Genomic DNA, 16099 nt, shown 5'->3' with positions numbered 1-16099 from the left:
ATGAGTGAGACCGTAGGCCAAGTGGATGAGACGCCCATCTTGTTGGACGTCAATGGCATCGAAGTGATTTACAACCACGTCATTCTGGTGCTCAAGGGCGTGTCCTTGCGTGTGCCAGAGGGGCGGATTGTTGCCTTGCTGGGCGCCAACGGTGCCGGTAAAACCACGACCTTGCGGGCCGTATCGAACTTGCTGCGCGCCGAGCGTGGCGATGTGACCAAAGGCCAGATCCATCTGCGTGGCGAACGTATTGATCAGCTGACTCCGGCGGATCTGGTCAAGCGCGGCGTGGTGCAGGTGATGGAGGGGCGTCATTGTTTTGCGCACCTGAGCATTGAAGAGAACTTGCTGACCGGGGCCTATACCCGTTCCTTGTCGCGCGGTGACCTGAGCGCCGAGCTGGACAAGGTGTACCAGTATTTTCCGCGTCTGAAGCAGCGCCGTACCAGTCAGGCCGGCTATACCTCGGGCGGGGAGCAGCAAATGTGTGCCATTGGCCGTGCCTTGATGGCCGACCCGGGCATGATCTTGCTGGATGAACCCTCCATGGGCCTGGCACCACAGGTGGTGGAAGAAATTTTCGAGATCGTGCGTGACCTGAATCAGCGCGAGCGCGTCAGCTTCTTGCTGGCCGAGCAAAACACCAACGTGGCCCTGAAGTATGCCGACTACGGCTACATCCTGGAAAACGGCCGCGTCATGATGGATGGACCCTCCCAGGCCTTGGCCGAGAACGAAGACGTCAAGGAGTTCTATCTGGGTGTGTCCGGGGGCGAGCGCAAGAGCTTTCGCGACAATAAATTTTATCGACGACGCAAGCGCTGGCTGGCTTAACTCCCAAGGATTTCCAATGTATCAGCAGGGCCTGGCCTGTATTGAAAGCAGCAGGATCAGCACAGGAGCAGGCCACCGATCGGGATGCACACAAGGTGCCGCCCTGACCCCTTTTGACGTTTTTAGTTTTGGGCAGCTTCTGGCTACACGGGGTGTGGTAGCAGAGCTTGGTATCGACACCTGTCTGTCTGCGGACAGAACGTCGGCTGGGCGCGGGAGTGTTTGAATGCCAATTCATCCCACTGGAGGAGAGATGAGCGAATATTACGACGAGCGCGAAACCCTGGAGCCGGACGAGCGCGAAGCCGATTTACTGTCCCGTTTGCCGCAGGTCTTGCAAGCGGCCGCGCAAGGGGCCCCTGCGATTGCCAAGCAACTGGGTTCGGTTGATCTGGCCGCCGTGCGCAGCCGCGAGGATCTGCTGGCCATTCCGGTGTTTCGTAAAAGCGAGCTGCTGAAAGCCCAGCTGGAAGCGCGCGAGCAGGCTCGCTCCGGGGCGCCGTCTGCGGATTACGCGCAGTCCGTATTCGGGGGCTTTTCCTCCATTGCCTGGGGTGCGGCCCGCAAGGTGTTTGCCTCGCCCGGTCCCATGTACGAGCCAGAAAGCCGTCGTCCGGACTATTGGGGCTTTGCACGTGCACTGTACGCGGCCGGTTTCCGCCGCGAGGAACTGATTTTCAACTGCTTCTCCTACCACTTCACCCCGGCTGGTTCCATGATGGAGACCGCCGCACATGCCCTGGATTGCACGGTGTTTCCAGGAGGCGTGGGTCAAACCGAACAGCAAGTACAGGCCATGGCCGATTTGCGCCCGCATGGTTATACCGGCACCCCCAGTTTTCTGAAGATCATCATGGAAAAAGCCCAGTCCATGCAGATTGCGCTGCCAGGGCTGAGCAAGGCCTTGTTCTCCGGCGAAGCCTACCCGCCTTCCTTGCAAAAATGGTTCAGTGAGCACGGGGTGGCAGGCTACCAGGCCTACGGCAGCGCTGATCTGGGCATGATTGCCTACGAAACCCAGGCCCGCGAAGGCTTGGTGCTCAATGAAAACCTGATTCTGGAAATTGTGCGTCCTGGTACAGGCCAGCCGGTTGCACCGGGCGAAGTGGGCGAGGTGGTCGTGACCTCCTTTAACCCCGACTATCCGCTGGTGCGTTTCGGGACAGGAGACTTGTCTGCTGTCATGCCCGGCCAGTCTCCCTGCGGTCGTACCAACCAGCGTATTCGCGGCTGGATGGGGCGGGCTGACCAGACCACCAAGGTGCGCGGCATGTTTGTGCATCCAGGGCAGGTGGAGCAGATTCGTCTGCGTCACAAGGAACTGGGCCAGGCGCGCTTGGTGGTGCGTGGTGCCAGTGGACAAGACCAGATGGTGTTCCAGGTAGAAGTCGCGTCCAAGCCTGAGGGTTTGGAAGGCGCTTTGGCCGACTCGATTCGTGAAATTACCAAACTGCGTGCCCAGGTGGAGTTCATGGAGCCAGGAGCCTTGCCTCGGGATGGTAAAGTCATCGAGGACCAACGCAGCTACGATTAATTAGCCATGTAGATATGCACACAAGTAGCAGTCGGGCTGCGGTACTATGCTGGAAAATAGTCAATACCTATATCTTTGAGGAGAGCCCGATGCGTTTTGTGCCAGTTTCTGCTGTAGTCCTGGCCTTGATGGCCAGCATGCCTGCTGCCCAGGCCGATACCCTGGACAACGTCAAACAGCGCGGTCACGTGCTGTGTGGTGTGACCACCGGATTTGCCGGTTTTTCTGCCCCTGATGACAAGGGCACGTGGACGGGGCTGGATATCGACGTGTGTCGCTCGGTAGCCGCCGCCACCCTGGGCGACGCCAGCAAATTCAAGGCGGTGCCCTTGAACTCGCAGCAGCGCTTTACGGCTCTGCAGTCCGGTGAGATTGATCTGTTGGCTCGTAACACCACCGTGACTCAGCAGCGTGACACTGCTGTCGGTGCGATCCACGCCGGTATCAACTTCTACGACGGTCAGGGCTTTTTGGTGTCCAAGAAACTGGGCGTATCCAGCGCCAAGGAATTGAACGGTGCCACGGTTTGTATGCAGACTGGCACGTCTAACGAAAACACCATGGCTGACTGGGCCCGTGCCAACAAGGTTGAGTACAAGCCTGTAGTGATCGAGCAGTTCAACGAAGTGGTTAACGCTTTCGTGGCTGGCCGCTGTGATGTGTTCTCTACCGACGCTTCCGGTCTGGCGTCGATCCGTATCTCCAAAATGGAGAACCCGGACGACTACCTGGTGCTGCCTGAAATCATTTCCAAAGAGCCGCTGGGCCCATTCGTCCGTCAGGGTGATGATGCATGGCTGAACATTGTGAAATGGTCCATTCAGGCCAGCTTCAACGCCGAAGAGCTGGGTGTGACCGCTGCCAACGTGGACGAGAAGCTCAAGAGCAATAACCCCAATATCCAGCGTTTGCTGGGCGTGACTCCCGGTGCCGGCAAAAACCTGGGCCTGGACGAAAAATGGGCTTACAACATCATCAAGCAAGTTGGTAACTACGGTGAGTCCTTCGAGCGCAACGTGGGTAAAGGTAGCCCGTTGCAAATCGAACGTGGCCTGAACGCCTTGTGGATCGACGGTGGCCTGATCTACGGTCTGCCTATTCGTTAATTCTTTCGGGATTTGCGATATGCAAAAAGCAGCTCTCTTTGAGAGCTGCTTTTTTATTGACTGTTCGATCTGGGGGCGATGACGTTGATATGCTTTTTGCCTCGCCCGGCGATATGGGCTGCCCTGAACCTTCGGTGTAGGTATCACCATGTATTGGAACACGGCGATAGATAGGCTGCTTAACTGCAACGCACGGTTCTCGGTTTATCCCCATATGGTTAGCCGTATGGGGCAAACAGAGAGACTTAGCTCTTGCGCCGCAATACCAGCGAAATCTTGGCAAAGGCCACTTGCAGATCCTGTGTGGCACCCTGAAAAATCACAGGGCGGCCACGCCGGGTAAAGCAGATCAGGCGCTTGGAGTTGAATAGAGGTACAAATTTGGCAAAGTGAATATCCTGCCATTGCACCTCCCGTTTCATGATCCAGTTCTGGCGTATGCCATTCTGGTCAATCGTGGTGATGCCGTGCCACATATGCCAGGCAATCAGAATCAGGCCGGTAAACAGCAGGACCAGGCAGCCCGCCAGGACGGGGCTGATGGCGGCCCCTTGTGGGGAGCTGGCCACCAGCGCGAAACGCACGCCGATCAGGGCCAGCACAATCCAGGCGCTGGCTGCTACCCATTTGGGCCAGGAACGGCCTTGAATGGGAAGCGAGCCCAGATCCTTCAACATGGCATCAATTTCCTCTTTCGAGGGAGCTTGGCTCATCAGCACGCGGCGGCCCCTTGCTTGCGGGCGGCCAGAGCGTTACCGGCGTTGCTGGCCGATTTGCGCTTCAAATGAGCCGAAATCCATTGTCCCGTGTCTACCACGGCGTTCAGATCAATGCCGGTTTCAATATCCAGCCCTTGCATCAGGAACAGCACGTCTTCGGTGGCGACGTTGCCGGTTGCACCCTTGGCGTAGGGGCAGCCGCCCAGACCGGCTACGGAGCTGTGAAAGATATGGATGCCAGCTTGCATGGAGGCAACGATATTGGCGATGGCCTGGCCGTAGGTATCGTGGAAGTGGCCGGACACATGAGCCGGGTCAATGTGCTCGGTTACCATGCGCATGACGTCATACACCTGGCGGGCCGTGCCTACGCCGATGGTGTCGGCCACATCGATCTCGTCACAGCCCAATTCGATCAGGCGTTTGCCCACTTTCAGCACATTGGAGGGAGCCACAGCGCCTTCATAGGGACAGCCGAAAGAACAGCTGATGGAGCCGCGCAGACGCAAACCGGCTTCTTTGGCAGCCTGGGCAACCGGGGCAAAGCGCTCCAGCGATTCTTCGATGCTGCAATTGATATTGCGCTGGGAAAATGCCTCACTGGCGGCGGCAAAGATCACCACTTCGTCAGCCTTGGCGGCCAGGGCACCTTCAAAACCACGCATATTGGGTGTCAGAACCGAATAAATCGTACCGGGACGTCGGTCGATAGCAGCCATTACATCTGCGCCGTCCGCCATTTGCGGCACCCATTTGGGCGAGACAAAGGACGCGGCTTCCACGTTCACAAAACCGGCGTGGGACAAGCGGTTGACCAGTTCGACCTTGATGTCGGTGGGGATGAATTCTTTTTCGTTCTGCAGGCCGTCCCGAGGGCCGACCTCCACAATCTTGACGCGCGATGGGTATGACATGAAGTTTCCTGAAGGGGTAGATGGCTGGGGCTGGAAGGCCCTTACGTAATCGTCATGATACCTCTTGAAGGCCTGGGCTGGCGTCCTAGGAACTGCCCTATGGTCTTTAAGGTTTCAAGCGTTGAAAGCGTCCGTCCGCCAGGGGTTCGATGCAGCCTGCCAGCTCCAGTTCAGCCAGAACGGCAGGCAGTTCGGTCGCCAGCAGACCTGTGCGTCGCATCAGCTGTTCGGGGCTGAGAGGTGCAAAATCGATACGCTCCAGAATAGGGCGCAATTCCTCGGGCAAGGCTTCATAAGGATTGGGTTTTGAACCAGTTTGTGGAGCCCTATCCAGATTGAAGTCGCCTTGCACATTGCCCAGTTCGTCCAGAATATCCTGGGCGCTTTCCACCAGTTTGGCACCTTGGCGTATCAAGGCATGGCAGCCGCGAGCCAAGGGGGAGTGAATGGAGCCGGGAATGGCAAAAACTTCTCGACCTAATTCTCCGGCCAAACGAGCCGTGATCAGGGAGCCACTTTGTTTGGCCGCTTCAACCACCAGTACGCCTTTGGCCAAGGCAGCCACAATGCGATTACGGCGTGGGAAGTGATGGGGCATGGCCCGGGTGCCCAAAGGAAACTCGCTCAGCAATAGACCGTCAGCGCTGATCTGATGAGCCAGATCGCGGTGTGCTGCCGGGTAGACCAAGTCCAGCCCCGTCCCCATCACGGCAATAGTGCCTGCGGAAGAAGGGCCGGCTTTTAACGCTCCTTTGTGTGCCGCCTGGTCGATGCCGCTAGCCAGGCCGCTGATGATGCACCAGCCTCTGGAGGCCAGAGTAGCTGCAAAATCTGTCGCGATTTCCTGGCCGGATTGGGTGGCATTGCGGGCTCCCACAATAGCCAGTCCTTTGCGTTGCAAGGCTCCCAGATCGCCGTTGGCATATAACAGCAAAGGAGCGTCGTGCAGGTCCAGCAAGGAGGCGGGATAGGTGGGGTCAGCCAGCGTCACGATATGGTGATTGGCTTGCTTGAGCCATGCCACCGCTTGTTCAATCTGCGCCTGCAGCTCGTCCAGTGGTTCCTGGCTTAGTTGCACAGCCAGTTCGGCCGGAAGATGGCGCGACAGGGTTTGAACCGAGCTTTGATAGATTTGCGGTGGAAGCCCACAGGCAGCCAGCAATTGCCGGGCCTGGGCGGGCGCAAGCTCTGGCTCCAGCGACAGGCGCAACCAGGCACGCAATTCTTCCGAGATTTCATCCGAGCTAAAATGATCAGGCATAAGGTAGTGTGGCACGAAACCGATCTTTGTTCTGTGTGGCCCGGACGTTTGTATCCAGTGTGACTGCCGCTTCGGGGGCTAGGGCTTCATATGCTGCCGGGGCAATCGGGTGCCGCCCTGAAACTTGTTTTATTATATCGACTTATCGCTTTTTCTTCGGACATGACAATGGCTTTGCTTCCTATCCTGAAATTTCCTGACCCACGTCTGCACACGGTTGCCAAACCCGTGCAGGAGGTCGACGACCGTATTCGCAAACTGGTCAAGGATATGGCCGAGACCATGTATGACGCGCCCGGCGTAGGGCTGGCCGCGACGCAGGTTGACGTGCACGAGCGCGTGGTGGTCATTGACGTATCGGAAAGCGGCAATGAATTGCTGGTGCTGATCAACCCGGAAATCACCTGGAAAAGCGAAGAGCTGAAGGTCTACGAAGAAGGCTGCCTGTCTGTACCTGATACCTATGACAAGGTTGAGCGCGCCGCCAATATTCGCTTCAAGGCCCAGAATGAAAAAGGCGAGTGGTACGAGAAAGAAGCCGATGGCCTGCTTGCCGTGTGTGTTCAGCATGAACTGGACCACCTGGATGGCAAGGTGTTTGTGGAGTACCTGTCCGTGCTCAAGCGTGAGCGTATCCGCAGCCGTCTGCGCAAGCAGCAACGTGAAGCACTGAAGGCAGGGCAATAGTCGCCATGCGTATTGTTTTTGCCGGCACTCCGGATTTTGCCCGTATCGCCCTGGAAGCCCTGTTAGCACAGGGCTTTGATGTTCCTTTGGTCATGACGCAGCCAGACCGTCCAGCTGGCCGTGGCATGAAGCTCAGTCCCAGCCCGGTCAAGCAAGCCGCTGTGAACGCTAATATCCCGGTGCTGCAGCCGCACAGCTTGCGTCTGGATGGCAAGTATCCCGAGGAAGCAGCCCAGGCCCGCCAGACCTTGCTGGATTTACAGCCGGATCTGATGGTGGTGGCAGCCTACGGTCTGATTTTGCCCAAGTGGACTTTGGAGCTGCCGCGCTATGGTTGCTTCAATATTCATGCCAGCCTCCTGCCTCGTTGGCGCGGTGCGGCACCGATCCAGCGTGCGATTCAGGCGGGTGATGCGGCCACGGGCATTACCATCATGCAGATGGATGAAGGCCTGGATACCGGCGATATGCTGGTGCGCAGCGAGCTGGCGATTCGTGATGATCACAGTGCCGCAACCCTGCATGACGATTTGGCGCAGCTAGGTGCACAGGCCTTGCTGGAAGCCTTGCAGCAAGTGCGTGATGGCACCTTGCAGGCGACTCCCCAGCCAGAAGAAGGCGTGACCTACGCCGAGAAACTGTCCAAGGCCGAATCAGTGCTGGAGTTAGGCCAACCGGCCAAGGAGCTGGAGCGCCGTATTCGCGCGTTTGACCCAGTGCCTGGCTCCACCCTGTCCCTGCCCGGTTTGGAGCAGCCCGTGAAGGTTTGGCGCGCTCAGGCGCTAGAGCAGAAGCATTCAGCAGAACCTGGTCAGGTTCTGAACGTCAGTGCCCAAGGCATTGACGTGGCTTGCGGTGAAGGTGTGTTGCGTTTGCTGGAGCTGCAAAAAGCCGGTTCCAAGCGTCAGCCCGTCGCCGTCTTTGTGCAGGGCTGGCAGTCTCGCTAAGCCTTGCCACCTGGACTCAGGCGCCAGACCTGTTCTGGCGCCGCCACTCCAGAGTCCCAATCACAATGCCGCTGGTACACACCACGGCAATCCCGATCCAGGTAAAGACATCCGGGAACTGACCCCAGATCAGCCATCCCAGCGCGGCTGCGGCCACAATTTGCAGATACACAAACGGGGCCAGCAAAGACGCCGAGGCGCGTTGATAGGCCTGTATTTGCAGCAGATGGCCCAGACAACCCCACAGTCCGGTCGAAATCAGAATCAACCATTGGAAAAAGCTCAGCTCTTTTAAGGCAGGCAGGGCGGCGGGCAGTAAAAAGGGTAAGGCAATGGTCAGGCAGATGCTGCCGACTGCACCGCTCCAGATCAGGGTGGTCAGCGAATTGTCCACGGCCACGCGACGTGTTGCGATAAATTGCGTGGCGAACAGACAGGCGGTCATCAAGCCAAACATCACCCCTATTGGGTGCAGGCCAGCGGTAGGTCGGATGATGATCAGCACGCCCAGAAAGCCGACTCCGGCAGCTACCCAGCGACTGATGCGCGGTGGCTCTTTCAGAATCCAGGGGGCAACAGACAGCACCAGCAAAGGGGCCAGAAAGTTGATGGAGGTGGCTTCGGCTTGAGGCAGATAGCTCAAGGCGTTGAAAAACGAGAAGGTGGACAGCATCATCACTGTGCCACGCAAAATTTGTGCTTTGGGGCGGGAGCTGCGCAGGATCTTTCGGCCCTTGACCGGCAAGACCAGCGCCAGCACCAGTCCCAGGTGGACGACGTAGCGAAACCAGCACATCACCAGCAGGGGCACACCAAAGCCCATGATCCATTTTCCGCTGGCATCCAGACCCGACAGGGCCCAGGAAGACAGAATCAGAATGAGCACCCCCGCCAAGGGAAAGACCGTGGGCGTCATGGTCTGGGGCAAGGAGGAGGACTGGGGTGTGCTCATGACAGGCTCCTGACGAAAAGCACAAGGACGGCCGGATGGCCGTCCTGGAAGGAACGTAAATCTTACTGGATTAGCGTTTGCGCAGGGGTAATACCCGTTCGATTGCTGAACCTACTGCCAGCAGATGTTCGTCGTGGTAGGCAGGAGCTGCCACCATCAGGCCCACAGGGGCTTCATCAGCGGCATGGCAAGGCAGCGACAGGGCGCAGCCGTCCAGGAAGTTGATCAGGGTGGGGTTGCGCAGGACCAGGCCGTTAGTGGCGAAGTAGACTTCGTCCGACTCTTTCAGATCGGCAATGCGGGGAGCGACAACGGGCACGGTAGGCATCAGGACGGCGTCGTAGCGCTCCAGACGGCTTTCCACCGCGCTGATCCAGGCCTGGCGGGTGTCTTGCAGTTCGATGTAGTCGGCGCAATCGATGTCCTTGCCGCGCAGAATGCGGGAAGCCACGCGTGGGTCGTATTGCTCGCCCTTGCTTTGCAGGGTGTCGCGGTGCACGGACCAGGCTTCGGCGCAGACAAAACCGCCTTTGCGGTTGATCTGCGGCAGTTGGTCAAACTCGGGCAAGTTGATTTCCTCAACCACAGCGCCTTGCTCACGCAGCAGGGCGATGGCACGGTCAAAGGCGGCGCGCACGGTTTCATCAATGCCGTCAAACACAAAGGTCTTGGGCACAGCCAGACGCAAGGTGTCCAGGGCAGGTGTTGCCACGGGCACATAAGGCTGATCGGTCAGGATGGAGTCCACAATGGCACAACACTCTACCGAGGCAGCCAGAGGGCCATTGGAGTCCAGGCTGCGCGACAAAGGCATGGTGCCTTCGCTGGGAACGCGCTCGGCGGTGGGTTTGAAACCGGTCAGGCCGTTAAAGGCCGAAGGAATACGGATGGAGCCGCCCGTGTCGGTACCAATGGAGAAAACCGACATGCCTTGAGCGACGGCCACGCCGGCGCCGGAGGACGAACCACCCGGGATGCGGGCATTGTCACGGTCCCAAACGGAACGAGGCGTACCGTAGTGGGGGTTGATGCCCAGACCGGAGAAGGCAAACTCGGTCATATTGGTGGAGCCGATCAGAATGGCACCGGCGCGCAGCAGGCGCTCCACAATGGTGGCGTTCTGTTCGGCCGGTTCGGCGTCTTTCAGTACAGCCGACCCACCCAGAGTGATGCAGCCCGCGATGTCATGCAGGTTCTTGACCGACATGGGCAGACCTTCAACCAGCGAGCGGCTCAAACCGGCGGCGCGCAAAATGTCGGAGGCTTTGGCGGCGGCCAGAGCCTGTTCAGCAAACACTTCGATGAACGTGGCAGCGCCGTCACGGCTTTCGTCCTGGATACGGTCCAGGGCTTGCTGGGTCAGTTCGACCGAGGTGGTTTCGCCACGATCAAGAGCACGTTGCAGTTCGGTAATAGTCGCTAGCATGGGTCACTCGCAAAATAAATGGGTGGGGCGGGCTGGGCCAGTTTAGGCTACTTCAGGCAGGATTTCGGTTACGTAGGTATGACGGATGCTGCGTTCGCGGCGGGGGTCATACAGTTCCATGGTGAACTGGGTAGCAGGGCGAATGCCACCAATGGCACCCACGGTACCGCAGGTCATGCCAAAGCCTTCAGGCATGGTGGTGGACTGGAAGTAGCCTTCGATCAGCTCCAGCGGGTTCTTCAGGGTGGACAAGGGACCGTCCTGGTACAGAACTTCCTTGCCGTCTTCCTGAATGTAGGCGCGGATGATCAGCTCGTCCCAGTAGTCGGCCACGTCGCTGAACAACCAGGCTTCGCGAGCAACGGGCTTGGCGCAGATCTGCTTGGACAGGGCCACGCTGTGGGCTTCCAGTACGCGGTCCGTGTGGTCCGAGGCCAGGCTGACCAGCAGGCGGCCCTGGTGGTTGAACACAAACACTTCGGTCTCGCCGGACGAACCGGAGCCCACGACCTGGATGTCGGCATCCTGGATCATCTGGTTGGCGGCGATGCGGTAGTACAAAGGCACCGAGCTAGGGCGCGGTACGCCCAGTTCGGCCAGCTCTTCAATATGGTGCTCGATGGCAGCCAGATCGCGGCCAGCCCAGCCGGCCACGATGCAGTGCTGCAAATCAGCTTCGATGATTTCAGTGTGGGTGGCCTGGGCCAGTTCAAAGGTCAAACGCATAGCAGTACTCGTTTACTCAAAGACAGATTGGGATTAACCGAACAGGCGTGGCAGCCACAAAGCCAGATCCGGGAAGATAGCCAGCAGGCCCACCATGGCCAGCAGCATGATCACAAAGGGCAGGCTGCCCATCATGACGTCATTCATGCTGCCGCTCTTGCGCAGGCTCTGGACCACAAACAGGTTCAGACCAACCGGCGGAGTGATCAGCGCCACTTCCACCAGAATGATGATGGCAATACCCAGCCACACCGGATCAAAGCCCAGGGCGATCATGATGGGAGCCACGATAGGGATGGTGGTGATCATCATGGACAGGGTTTCCATGAAGCAGCCCAGCACCAGGTAGAACACCACGATGATCATCAACATGACCATGGGCGAGACACCCAGGCCCGTGATGGCGTCGGTCAGCGCATTGGTCAGGCCAGTGGCGGACATGACAAAGTTCAGGAAGGCCGAACCGATCACGATCAGCATGATCATGGCGGTGGCTTTCATGGTGCCTTCCAGCACTTCCTTGATCATGTTCCAGCTCATACGGCCCGAGAAGGCAGCCAGAATCAGAGCACCGACCACACCCAGGGCAGCAGCCTCGGTTGGGGTGGCAACACCGGCGTAAATCGAGCCCACGACCAGCAGGAAAATGCCCAGTGGTGGAACCAGGTGCACCAGGCTGGCAAAACGCTGGCCCCAGGAGGCCTTGATCTTCGCACCGCCCCATTTGGGTTTGACCATACATGCAGCAGCAATTGCCAACATGAACAGCAAGGCCATGCCCAAACCGGGGATGATGCCGGCCAGGTACAGCTTGGGCACCGAAGTGTTGGTCAGTACGCCGTAGATCACCAGGTTGATCGAAGGCGGAATCAGAATGCCCAAGGTACCGCCAGCGGCCAGACTACCCAGGAACAGAGGCTCGTTATAGCCTTGTTTCTTGATTTGCGGCAGGGCCACGGTGCCCACGGTGGCAGCAGTGGCCACGCTGGAACCGGAGGTGGCGGCAAACAGGGCGCTGGCACCAATGTTGGCGTGCATCAGGCCGCCGGGCAGCCAGGACAGCCACAGGCTCATGGCGTTGTACATACGTTCAGCCATGCCCGAGCGCAGCAGGATCTCGCCCAGCATGATGAACAGGGGAATGGCCACCAGCAGGAATTCGTTGCTGGTGCCCCAGGAAATTTCACCCAATGCGCCGGTCAGGGGCAGCATGGAGTACAGCGGGTCCAGAATCAGGCCCAAAACACCCAGGGCAGCGCCCACGGGAATGCTCAGTCCGATCAGAACGAGCAAGAGAGTCAGTGCGGTTGTAATCATTTGGCGTCTCCTTGCACCATGCGTTTGCCAGCCTCGGCTTCTTCAGAGGCTTCTTCCTGGGTGCTGCGGATACCGCACAGGGATTGGATACCGGCCAGGTCACCTGTAATCAGGGCCAGGCTGGAGCGCAGCAGCATCAAGGCCAGAACGACGCATAACCAGATCAGGCCGCCCACCCACAGGAACTGGGGAATCCACAAGGGAGTGCCCATGGCGGTGTTGGCGGTGGACTGGTTGGTCCAGGACAGGCCGGCCACGTCGGTGGCGTACAAGGTCAGGTAGACAATGAAAACAGACAGGGCCACCAGAGCAATCCAGTCCAGCAGGGCAGCCAGACGAACAGGCAGGTGCTGATAGATGGCGTCGATACGGATATTGGCCCGTTGCAGGGTGGCAAAGGACAGTGCCCAGGAAATGCTGATGGCAAAGGCATAGCCGGACAGTTCATCCGAGCCGCCCAGAGAGCTGCCACTGAATTTGCGGAACAGGACGTCCGCGGTGATGTAGAGGGCGCTGATCAATGTCAGGCTGCCTGCGAACCAGATGGCGACGCGCGACAGGGATGTGGCGGCGGACAGCAAACGGTTCAGCATGGCGAATTTTTCGGTATTTTCCATGATGTCTACCCCGTACAGGGTCTAGGAGGGAGGGGCCTGGGGTACAGGCAGCCTGCCACCGTGAGTCTGGTGGCAGGCAGGACGTACAGATTTACTTCTTGGCTTCGAAGCCCAGGATCGGGCTCAGGCTGGTGTTGAATGCAGCCACGGTGTCGGCGGCGCTACGCTCGGCCCACTTGGGAACCACGGTCTCGCTCATGACTTTCTTGAGCAGTTCACGGTCAGCGTCGGTAGGCTTGACCAGAGTCATCTTGCCTTTGACGGGCTGCGTGCAAGCGTCGGCGCCCGTGTTGCAGTCATAGCCTTCCTGTGTTTCCTTGGCAGCGGCAACCCAGATTTCTTCGGTCATGGCCTTGATGTTGCTGGCCAGGAACTCTTGAACTTTGGGGTCCAGCTTGTTCCAGGTGCCCAGGTTGGCAGCGTGAATCTGCTGGTTCCAGTTGATTGGCATTTCGTACAGCTTGGAGCTGACTTCGTACCATTTGGCCGAGTAACCGGACATGGAGCCGGTAATGGCGCAATCGACCACGCCGTTTTGCAGTGCGGGAACCACTTCACCGAATGGGATGGTCACGCTGTTGCCGCCCAGAGCCTGAACGAATTCAGCCTGAGTACGGCTGCTGGTACGCACCTTCTTGCCTTTCAGGTCGCTCAGGCCATTGAAGTTGCCATTGCAAAACAGAACTTGGGCAGGGTAGGTGGAAAAGCCCAGAACCTTGACGTTGCTCTTGGCGTAGAACTGTTCGTAGGCGGGAGTGAACGCGTCGGTCAGCTTCTTGGCCACTTCAATATCGGGAGCCAGACCAGCCAGGTCGATCGCCTCGTTAATGGAGTTGTCGCTGGCAAAGTAAGCCAGGGTGGCGGTACCGAAAGGAATCACACCTTGGCTGATCAAGCGCATGATTTCAGGACCTTTCAGGCCCATGTCGTTAAAGCCCTTGATATCGGCCGTGATCTGGCCGCCGGACAGCTCAGGTACTTTCTTGGTCCAGAAGGGCTGCTCGGTGTTCTGGTAGGCGGTCAGGTTGCTCAAGCCACCGACAACTTTCAAAGAAGTCTTGGGCAGTTCCTGGGCCATGGCAGCAGAGCCCAGGGCCAGCGAGCCCAAAGCCAGGGAGGTCAGTACGATTTTTTTCATAAGGTGCTCCTAATAGCGGTTCAGCTGTATGGTTGATAGAGTGCGCTCCCTGTTTGAAGGGGCTGCATATTGAAACCAAAGGGGTGACCGGTTTTGTGTCGGTCAAAACTTGCTTAAAGCGCGGCCAGCCGTGTGTTGGGCAGATCGGTAATCAACATATGGCCAGGGGCATGCGTGATACAAAGCTGCGGCTTGGCCTGGGCGGCGACGGCTTGAGGGGTAACGCCGCAAGCCCAGAAAACGGGTAATTCGTCGGAGCCGACTGGCACAGCATCGCCATAGTCGGGTTGTTGCAGGTCGCTGATTCCAATCAGGGACGGATTGCCAATATGAACCGGGGCACCGTGCACGGACGGAAAGCGCGAGGTGATCTGAATGGCGCGAATGGCATCGGCCGCACGCATGGGGCGCATCGATACCACCAGCGGGCCAGACAGGCGCTGTGTGCCCTGGGTCTGGATAGAGCTGCGATACATGGGCACATTCACGCCCGCACTGATATGGCGTACATCAATGCCGTCGGCCAGCAGCGCTTCTTCAAAGGAGAAGGAGCAGCCAATCAGAAAGGACACCAGATCATCGCGCCAGACATCTTCGATGTTCAGTGGCTCGGCGCTGAGCTCGCCGTTCTGCCAGACACGGTAACGAGGGAAATCCGTGCGCAGATCAATCGAGCCACCCAAGGTTGGCACCTGAAACTGACCGGGTTCCGTCACGGCTAATAAAGGGCAGGGTTTGGGGTTGCGCTGACAAAACAGCAGGAACTCATCGGCCCAGTCTTTGGGCAGAATCATCAGGTTGGCCTGCACATAGCCTGCGGCCAGTCCTGCGGTAGGACCAGTATGAGTTTCTTGACGGATCAGCTCGCGGCATTTTTCAGCCTCGGGCGCCAGCACAGGCAGGGTTTGCAGGTTCATGATGACCACTCGCACAAAGGGGGTTGATCACAGCCTCGGATTGCAACCGATCAGATAATTTGTGTCCAATCGTATGTTTGAATCCTAGGCCATAACGATTACTTATCGGACTGCACGTATTGTTGGGCGATTTCTTGGGCGTGATTGGCCACGACGCGGGCAATATGACTGTCCGGAGAATCCATCCAGCAGGCAAAAAATTCGATGGCCGGCAGGGGTTGATCCACCTTCAAAAGGCGCAGTTTTCCCTCGGAAAGCTCGTCTTTTATGACCTCGGGAGCCAGCACGCTGGGGCCCATGGCATGACGCGTCATTTGCACGATTGTGCTTAGCGATGCACTGCCAAAAATACGTGGGGATTTGACGCCGGCACGCAGCAAAGCTTCGCGTGTGGCGAGGTAGGGAACGCTACCGGATGGATAGGTGATTACAGGGTAAACCCCTAGCTCGGAAACGCTGACTTTGCGGCCATGCAACTTCAATTCGGGACTGGCGACCCAGCCTAACTGATAAGCGCACAGTCGAATGCATTGTTCTTTGGGATCCTGGCCTACGCCCACAATCATGGCCATATCAATCTGGAAGCTGGCCAGTTGCTGGCGCAGCACGCTGGTGGTGTCGACATGAATCTCGATGACCAAAGCCGGGTATTCCTGATGCAGCTTGTCGATCAGCTCATGCAGCCAGGTCTGCACAATGGTTTCAGCCACCCCCAGACGCAGCAGGCCGCGGATGGCGTTCTGCTCTTTGGCGGCGCGCAGCATCTCGGTACGCAGATCCAGCATGCGCTGTGCGTGCGACAACAACTCCTGGCCTTTATCGGTCAGCTTGATGCCCCGGGCACCCCGATCAAACAAGCGCAGCTCCAGACTGGATTCCAGTCCGGCGATACGCTGAGAAATAGACGGTTGGGTCGTGTTGAGTTTTTCGGCAGCTGCCCGGAAACCGCCAAGCTCGGCAACCCATACAAAGGCTTCGATCTGTTTGAGATCAATCATGTTTCC

16 protein-coding genes are annotated in these 16099 nt (G+C 58.2%); 5 read left to right on the top strand and 11 right to left on the bottom strand.

Annotated features, from left to right (window positions below; genetic code table 11):
• The 3 genes from N879_RS13155 to N879_RS13145 all read left to right on the top strand — a co-directional run bounded on the left by N879_RS13155 (position 1) and on the right by N879_RS13145 (position 3474).
• Positions 1-834: an ABC transporter ATP-binding protein gene (locus N879_RS13155; protein ID WP_021447096.1), complete on the top strand. Its 834-nt coding sequence runs from the start codon at positions 1-3 to the stop codon at positions 832-834.
• Positions 835-1087: 253 nt separating this feature from the next.
• Positions 1088-2368: a phenylacetate--CoA ligase family protein gene (locus N879_RS13150; protein WP_021447095.1), complete on the top strand. Its 1281-nt coding sequence runs from the start codon at positions 1088-1090 to the stop codon at positions 2366-2368.
• An 89-nt stretch (positions 2369-2457) separates the two neighbouring features.
• Positions 2458-3474, top strand: a complete 1017-nt coding sequence (locus N879_RS13145; RefSeq protein ID WP_021447094.1) for an amino acid ABC transporter substrate-binding protein — start codon at positions 2458-2460, stop codon at positions 3472-3474.
• 245 nt (positions 3475-3719) lie between these two features.
• Here the strand turns inward: N879_RS13145 and N879_RS13140 are convergent, their stop codons facing one another.
• From N879_RS13140 to dprA, 3 genes are all read right to left on the bottom strand, one after another.
• Positions 3720-4187: a hypothetical protein gene (locus N879_RS13140; RefSeq protein WP_009460130.1), complete on the bottom strand. Its 468-nt coding sequence runs from the start codon at positions 4185-4187 to the stop codon at positions 3720-3722.
• The gene (locus N879_RS13135; RefSeq protein ID WP_009460129.1) at positions 4187-5107 is read right to left on the bottom strand and encodes a hydroxymethylglutaryl-CoA lyase; all 921 of its coding nucleotides are present in this window, start codon (positions 5105-5107) and stop codon (positions 4187-4189) included. Before N879_RS13135 ends, N879_RS13140 begins: the two co-directional genes overlap by 1 nt.
• Before the next feature lie 106 nt (positions 5108-5213).
• The gene (dprA, locus tag N879_RS13130; protein ID WP_009460128.1) at positions 5214-6368 is read right to left on the bottom strand and encodes a DNA-processing protein DprA; all 1155 of its coding nucleotides are present in this window, start codon (positions 6366-6368) and stop codon (positions 5214-5216) included.
• A 168-nt stretch (positions 6369-6536) separates the two neighbouring features.
• Between dprA and def the strand changes: the two genes are divergently transcribed.
• Together def and fmt are read left to right on the top strand one after the other, a co-directional pair.
• Positions 6537-7055, top strand: a complete 519-nt coding sequence (def, locus tag N879_RS13125) for a peptide deformylase (protein ID WP_009460127.1) — start codon at positions 6537-6539, stop codon at positions 7053-7055.
• Positions 7056-7060: 5 nt separating this feature from the next.
• On the top strand, positions 7061-8002 hold the full coding sequence (gene fmt, locus N879_RS13120) for a methionyl-tRNA formyltransferase (RefSeq protein ID WP_009460126.1): 942 nt from the start codon (positions 7061-7063) through the stop codon (positions 8000-8002).
• A gap of 16 nt (positions 8003-8018) precedes the next feature.
• Here the strand turns inward: fmt and N879_RS13115 are convergent, their stop codons facing one another.
• The 8 genes from N879_RS13115 to N879_RS13080 form a co-directional block, all read right to left on the bottom strand.
• Positions 8019-8954 (bottom strand): DMT family transporter, encoded by a 936-nt coding sequence (locus N879_RS13115; protein WP_021447093.1) that lies wholly within the window; start codon positions 8952-8954, stop codon positions 8019-8021.
• Between the two features lie 70 nt (positions 8955-9024).
• Entirely contained in the window at positions 9025-10380 is a 1356-nt protein-coding gene (locus tag N879_RS13110) for an amidase (RefSeq protein WP_021447092.1), read from the bottom strand.
• Between the two features lie 42 nt (positions 10381-10422).
• A complete protein-coding gene (locus tag N879_RS13105) occupies positions 10423-11106 on the bottom strand; it encodes a DUF2848 domain-containing protein (RefSeq protein ID WP_009460123.1) in 684 nt (227 codons plus the stop codon).
• A 33-nt stretch (positions 11107-11139) separates the two neighbouring features.
• Entirely contained in the window at positions 11140-12423 is a 1284-nt protein-coding gene (locus N879_RS13100; RefSeq protein ID WP_009460122.1) for a TRAP transporter large permease, read from the bottom strand.
• On the bottom strand, positions 12420-13040 hold the full coding sequence (locus N879_RS13095) for a TRAP transporter small permease subunit (protein WP_009460121.1): 621 nt from the start codon (positions 13038-13040) through the stop codon (positions 12420-12422). The genes N879_RS13100 and N879_RS13095 overlap by 4 nt, the downstream gene beginning before the upstream one ends.
• Positions 13041-13131: 91 nt before the next feature.
• A complete protein-coding gene (locus N879_RS13090; RefSeq protein WP_009460120.1) occupies positions 13132-14178 on the bottom strand; it encodes a TRAP transporter substrate-binding protein in 1047 nt (348 codons plus the stop codon).
• Between the two features lie 113 nt (positions 14179-14291).
• Positions 14292-15095 carry a putative hydro-lyase gene (locus tag N879_RS13085; protein ID WP_031232790.1) on the bottom strand — a complete coding sequence of 268 codons (804 nt, stop codon included), beginning with the start codon at positions 15093-15095 and terminating at the stop codon, positions 14292-14294.
• A 98-nt stretch (positions 15096-15193) separates the two neighbouring features.
• On the bottom strand, positions 15194-16093 hold the full coding sequence (locus tag N879_RS13080; protein WP_009460118.1) for a LysR family transcriptional regulator: 900 nt from the start codon (positions 16091-16093) through the stop codon (positions 15194-15196).
• Positions 16094-16099: the final 6 nt, after the last annotated feature.

Source organism: Alcaligenes sp. EGD-AK7, from assembly GCF_000465875.3.
In the GTDB taxonomy this organism is placed as follows: Bacteria; Pseudomonadota; Gammaproteobacteria; order Burkholderiales; family Burkholderiaceae_B; genus Alcaligenes; species Alcaligenes phenolicus.
This window is presented reverse-complemented; position numbering and strand designations above follow the sequence as displayed.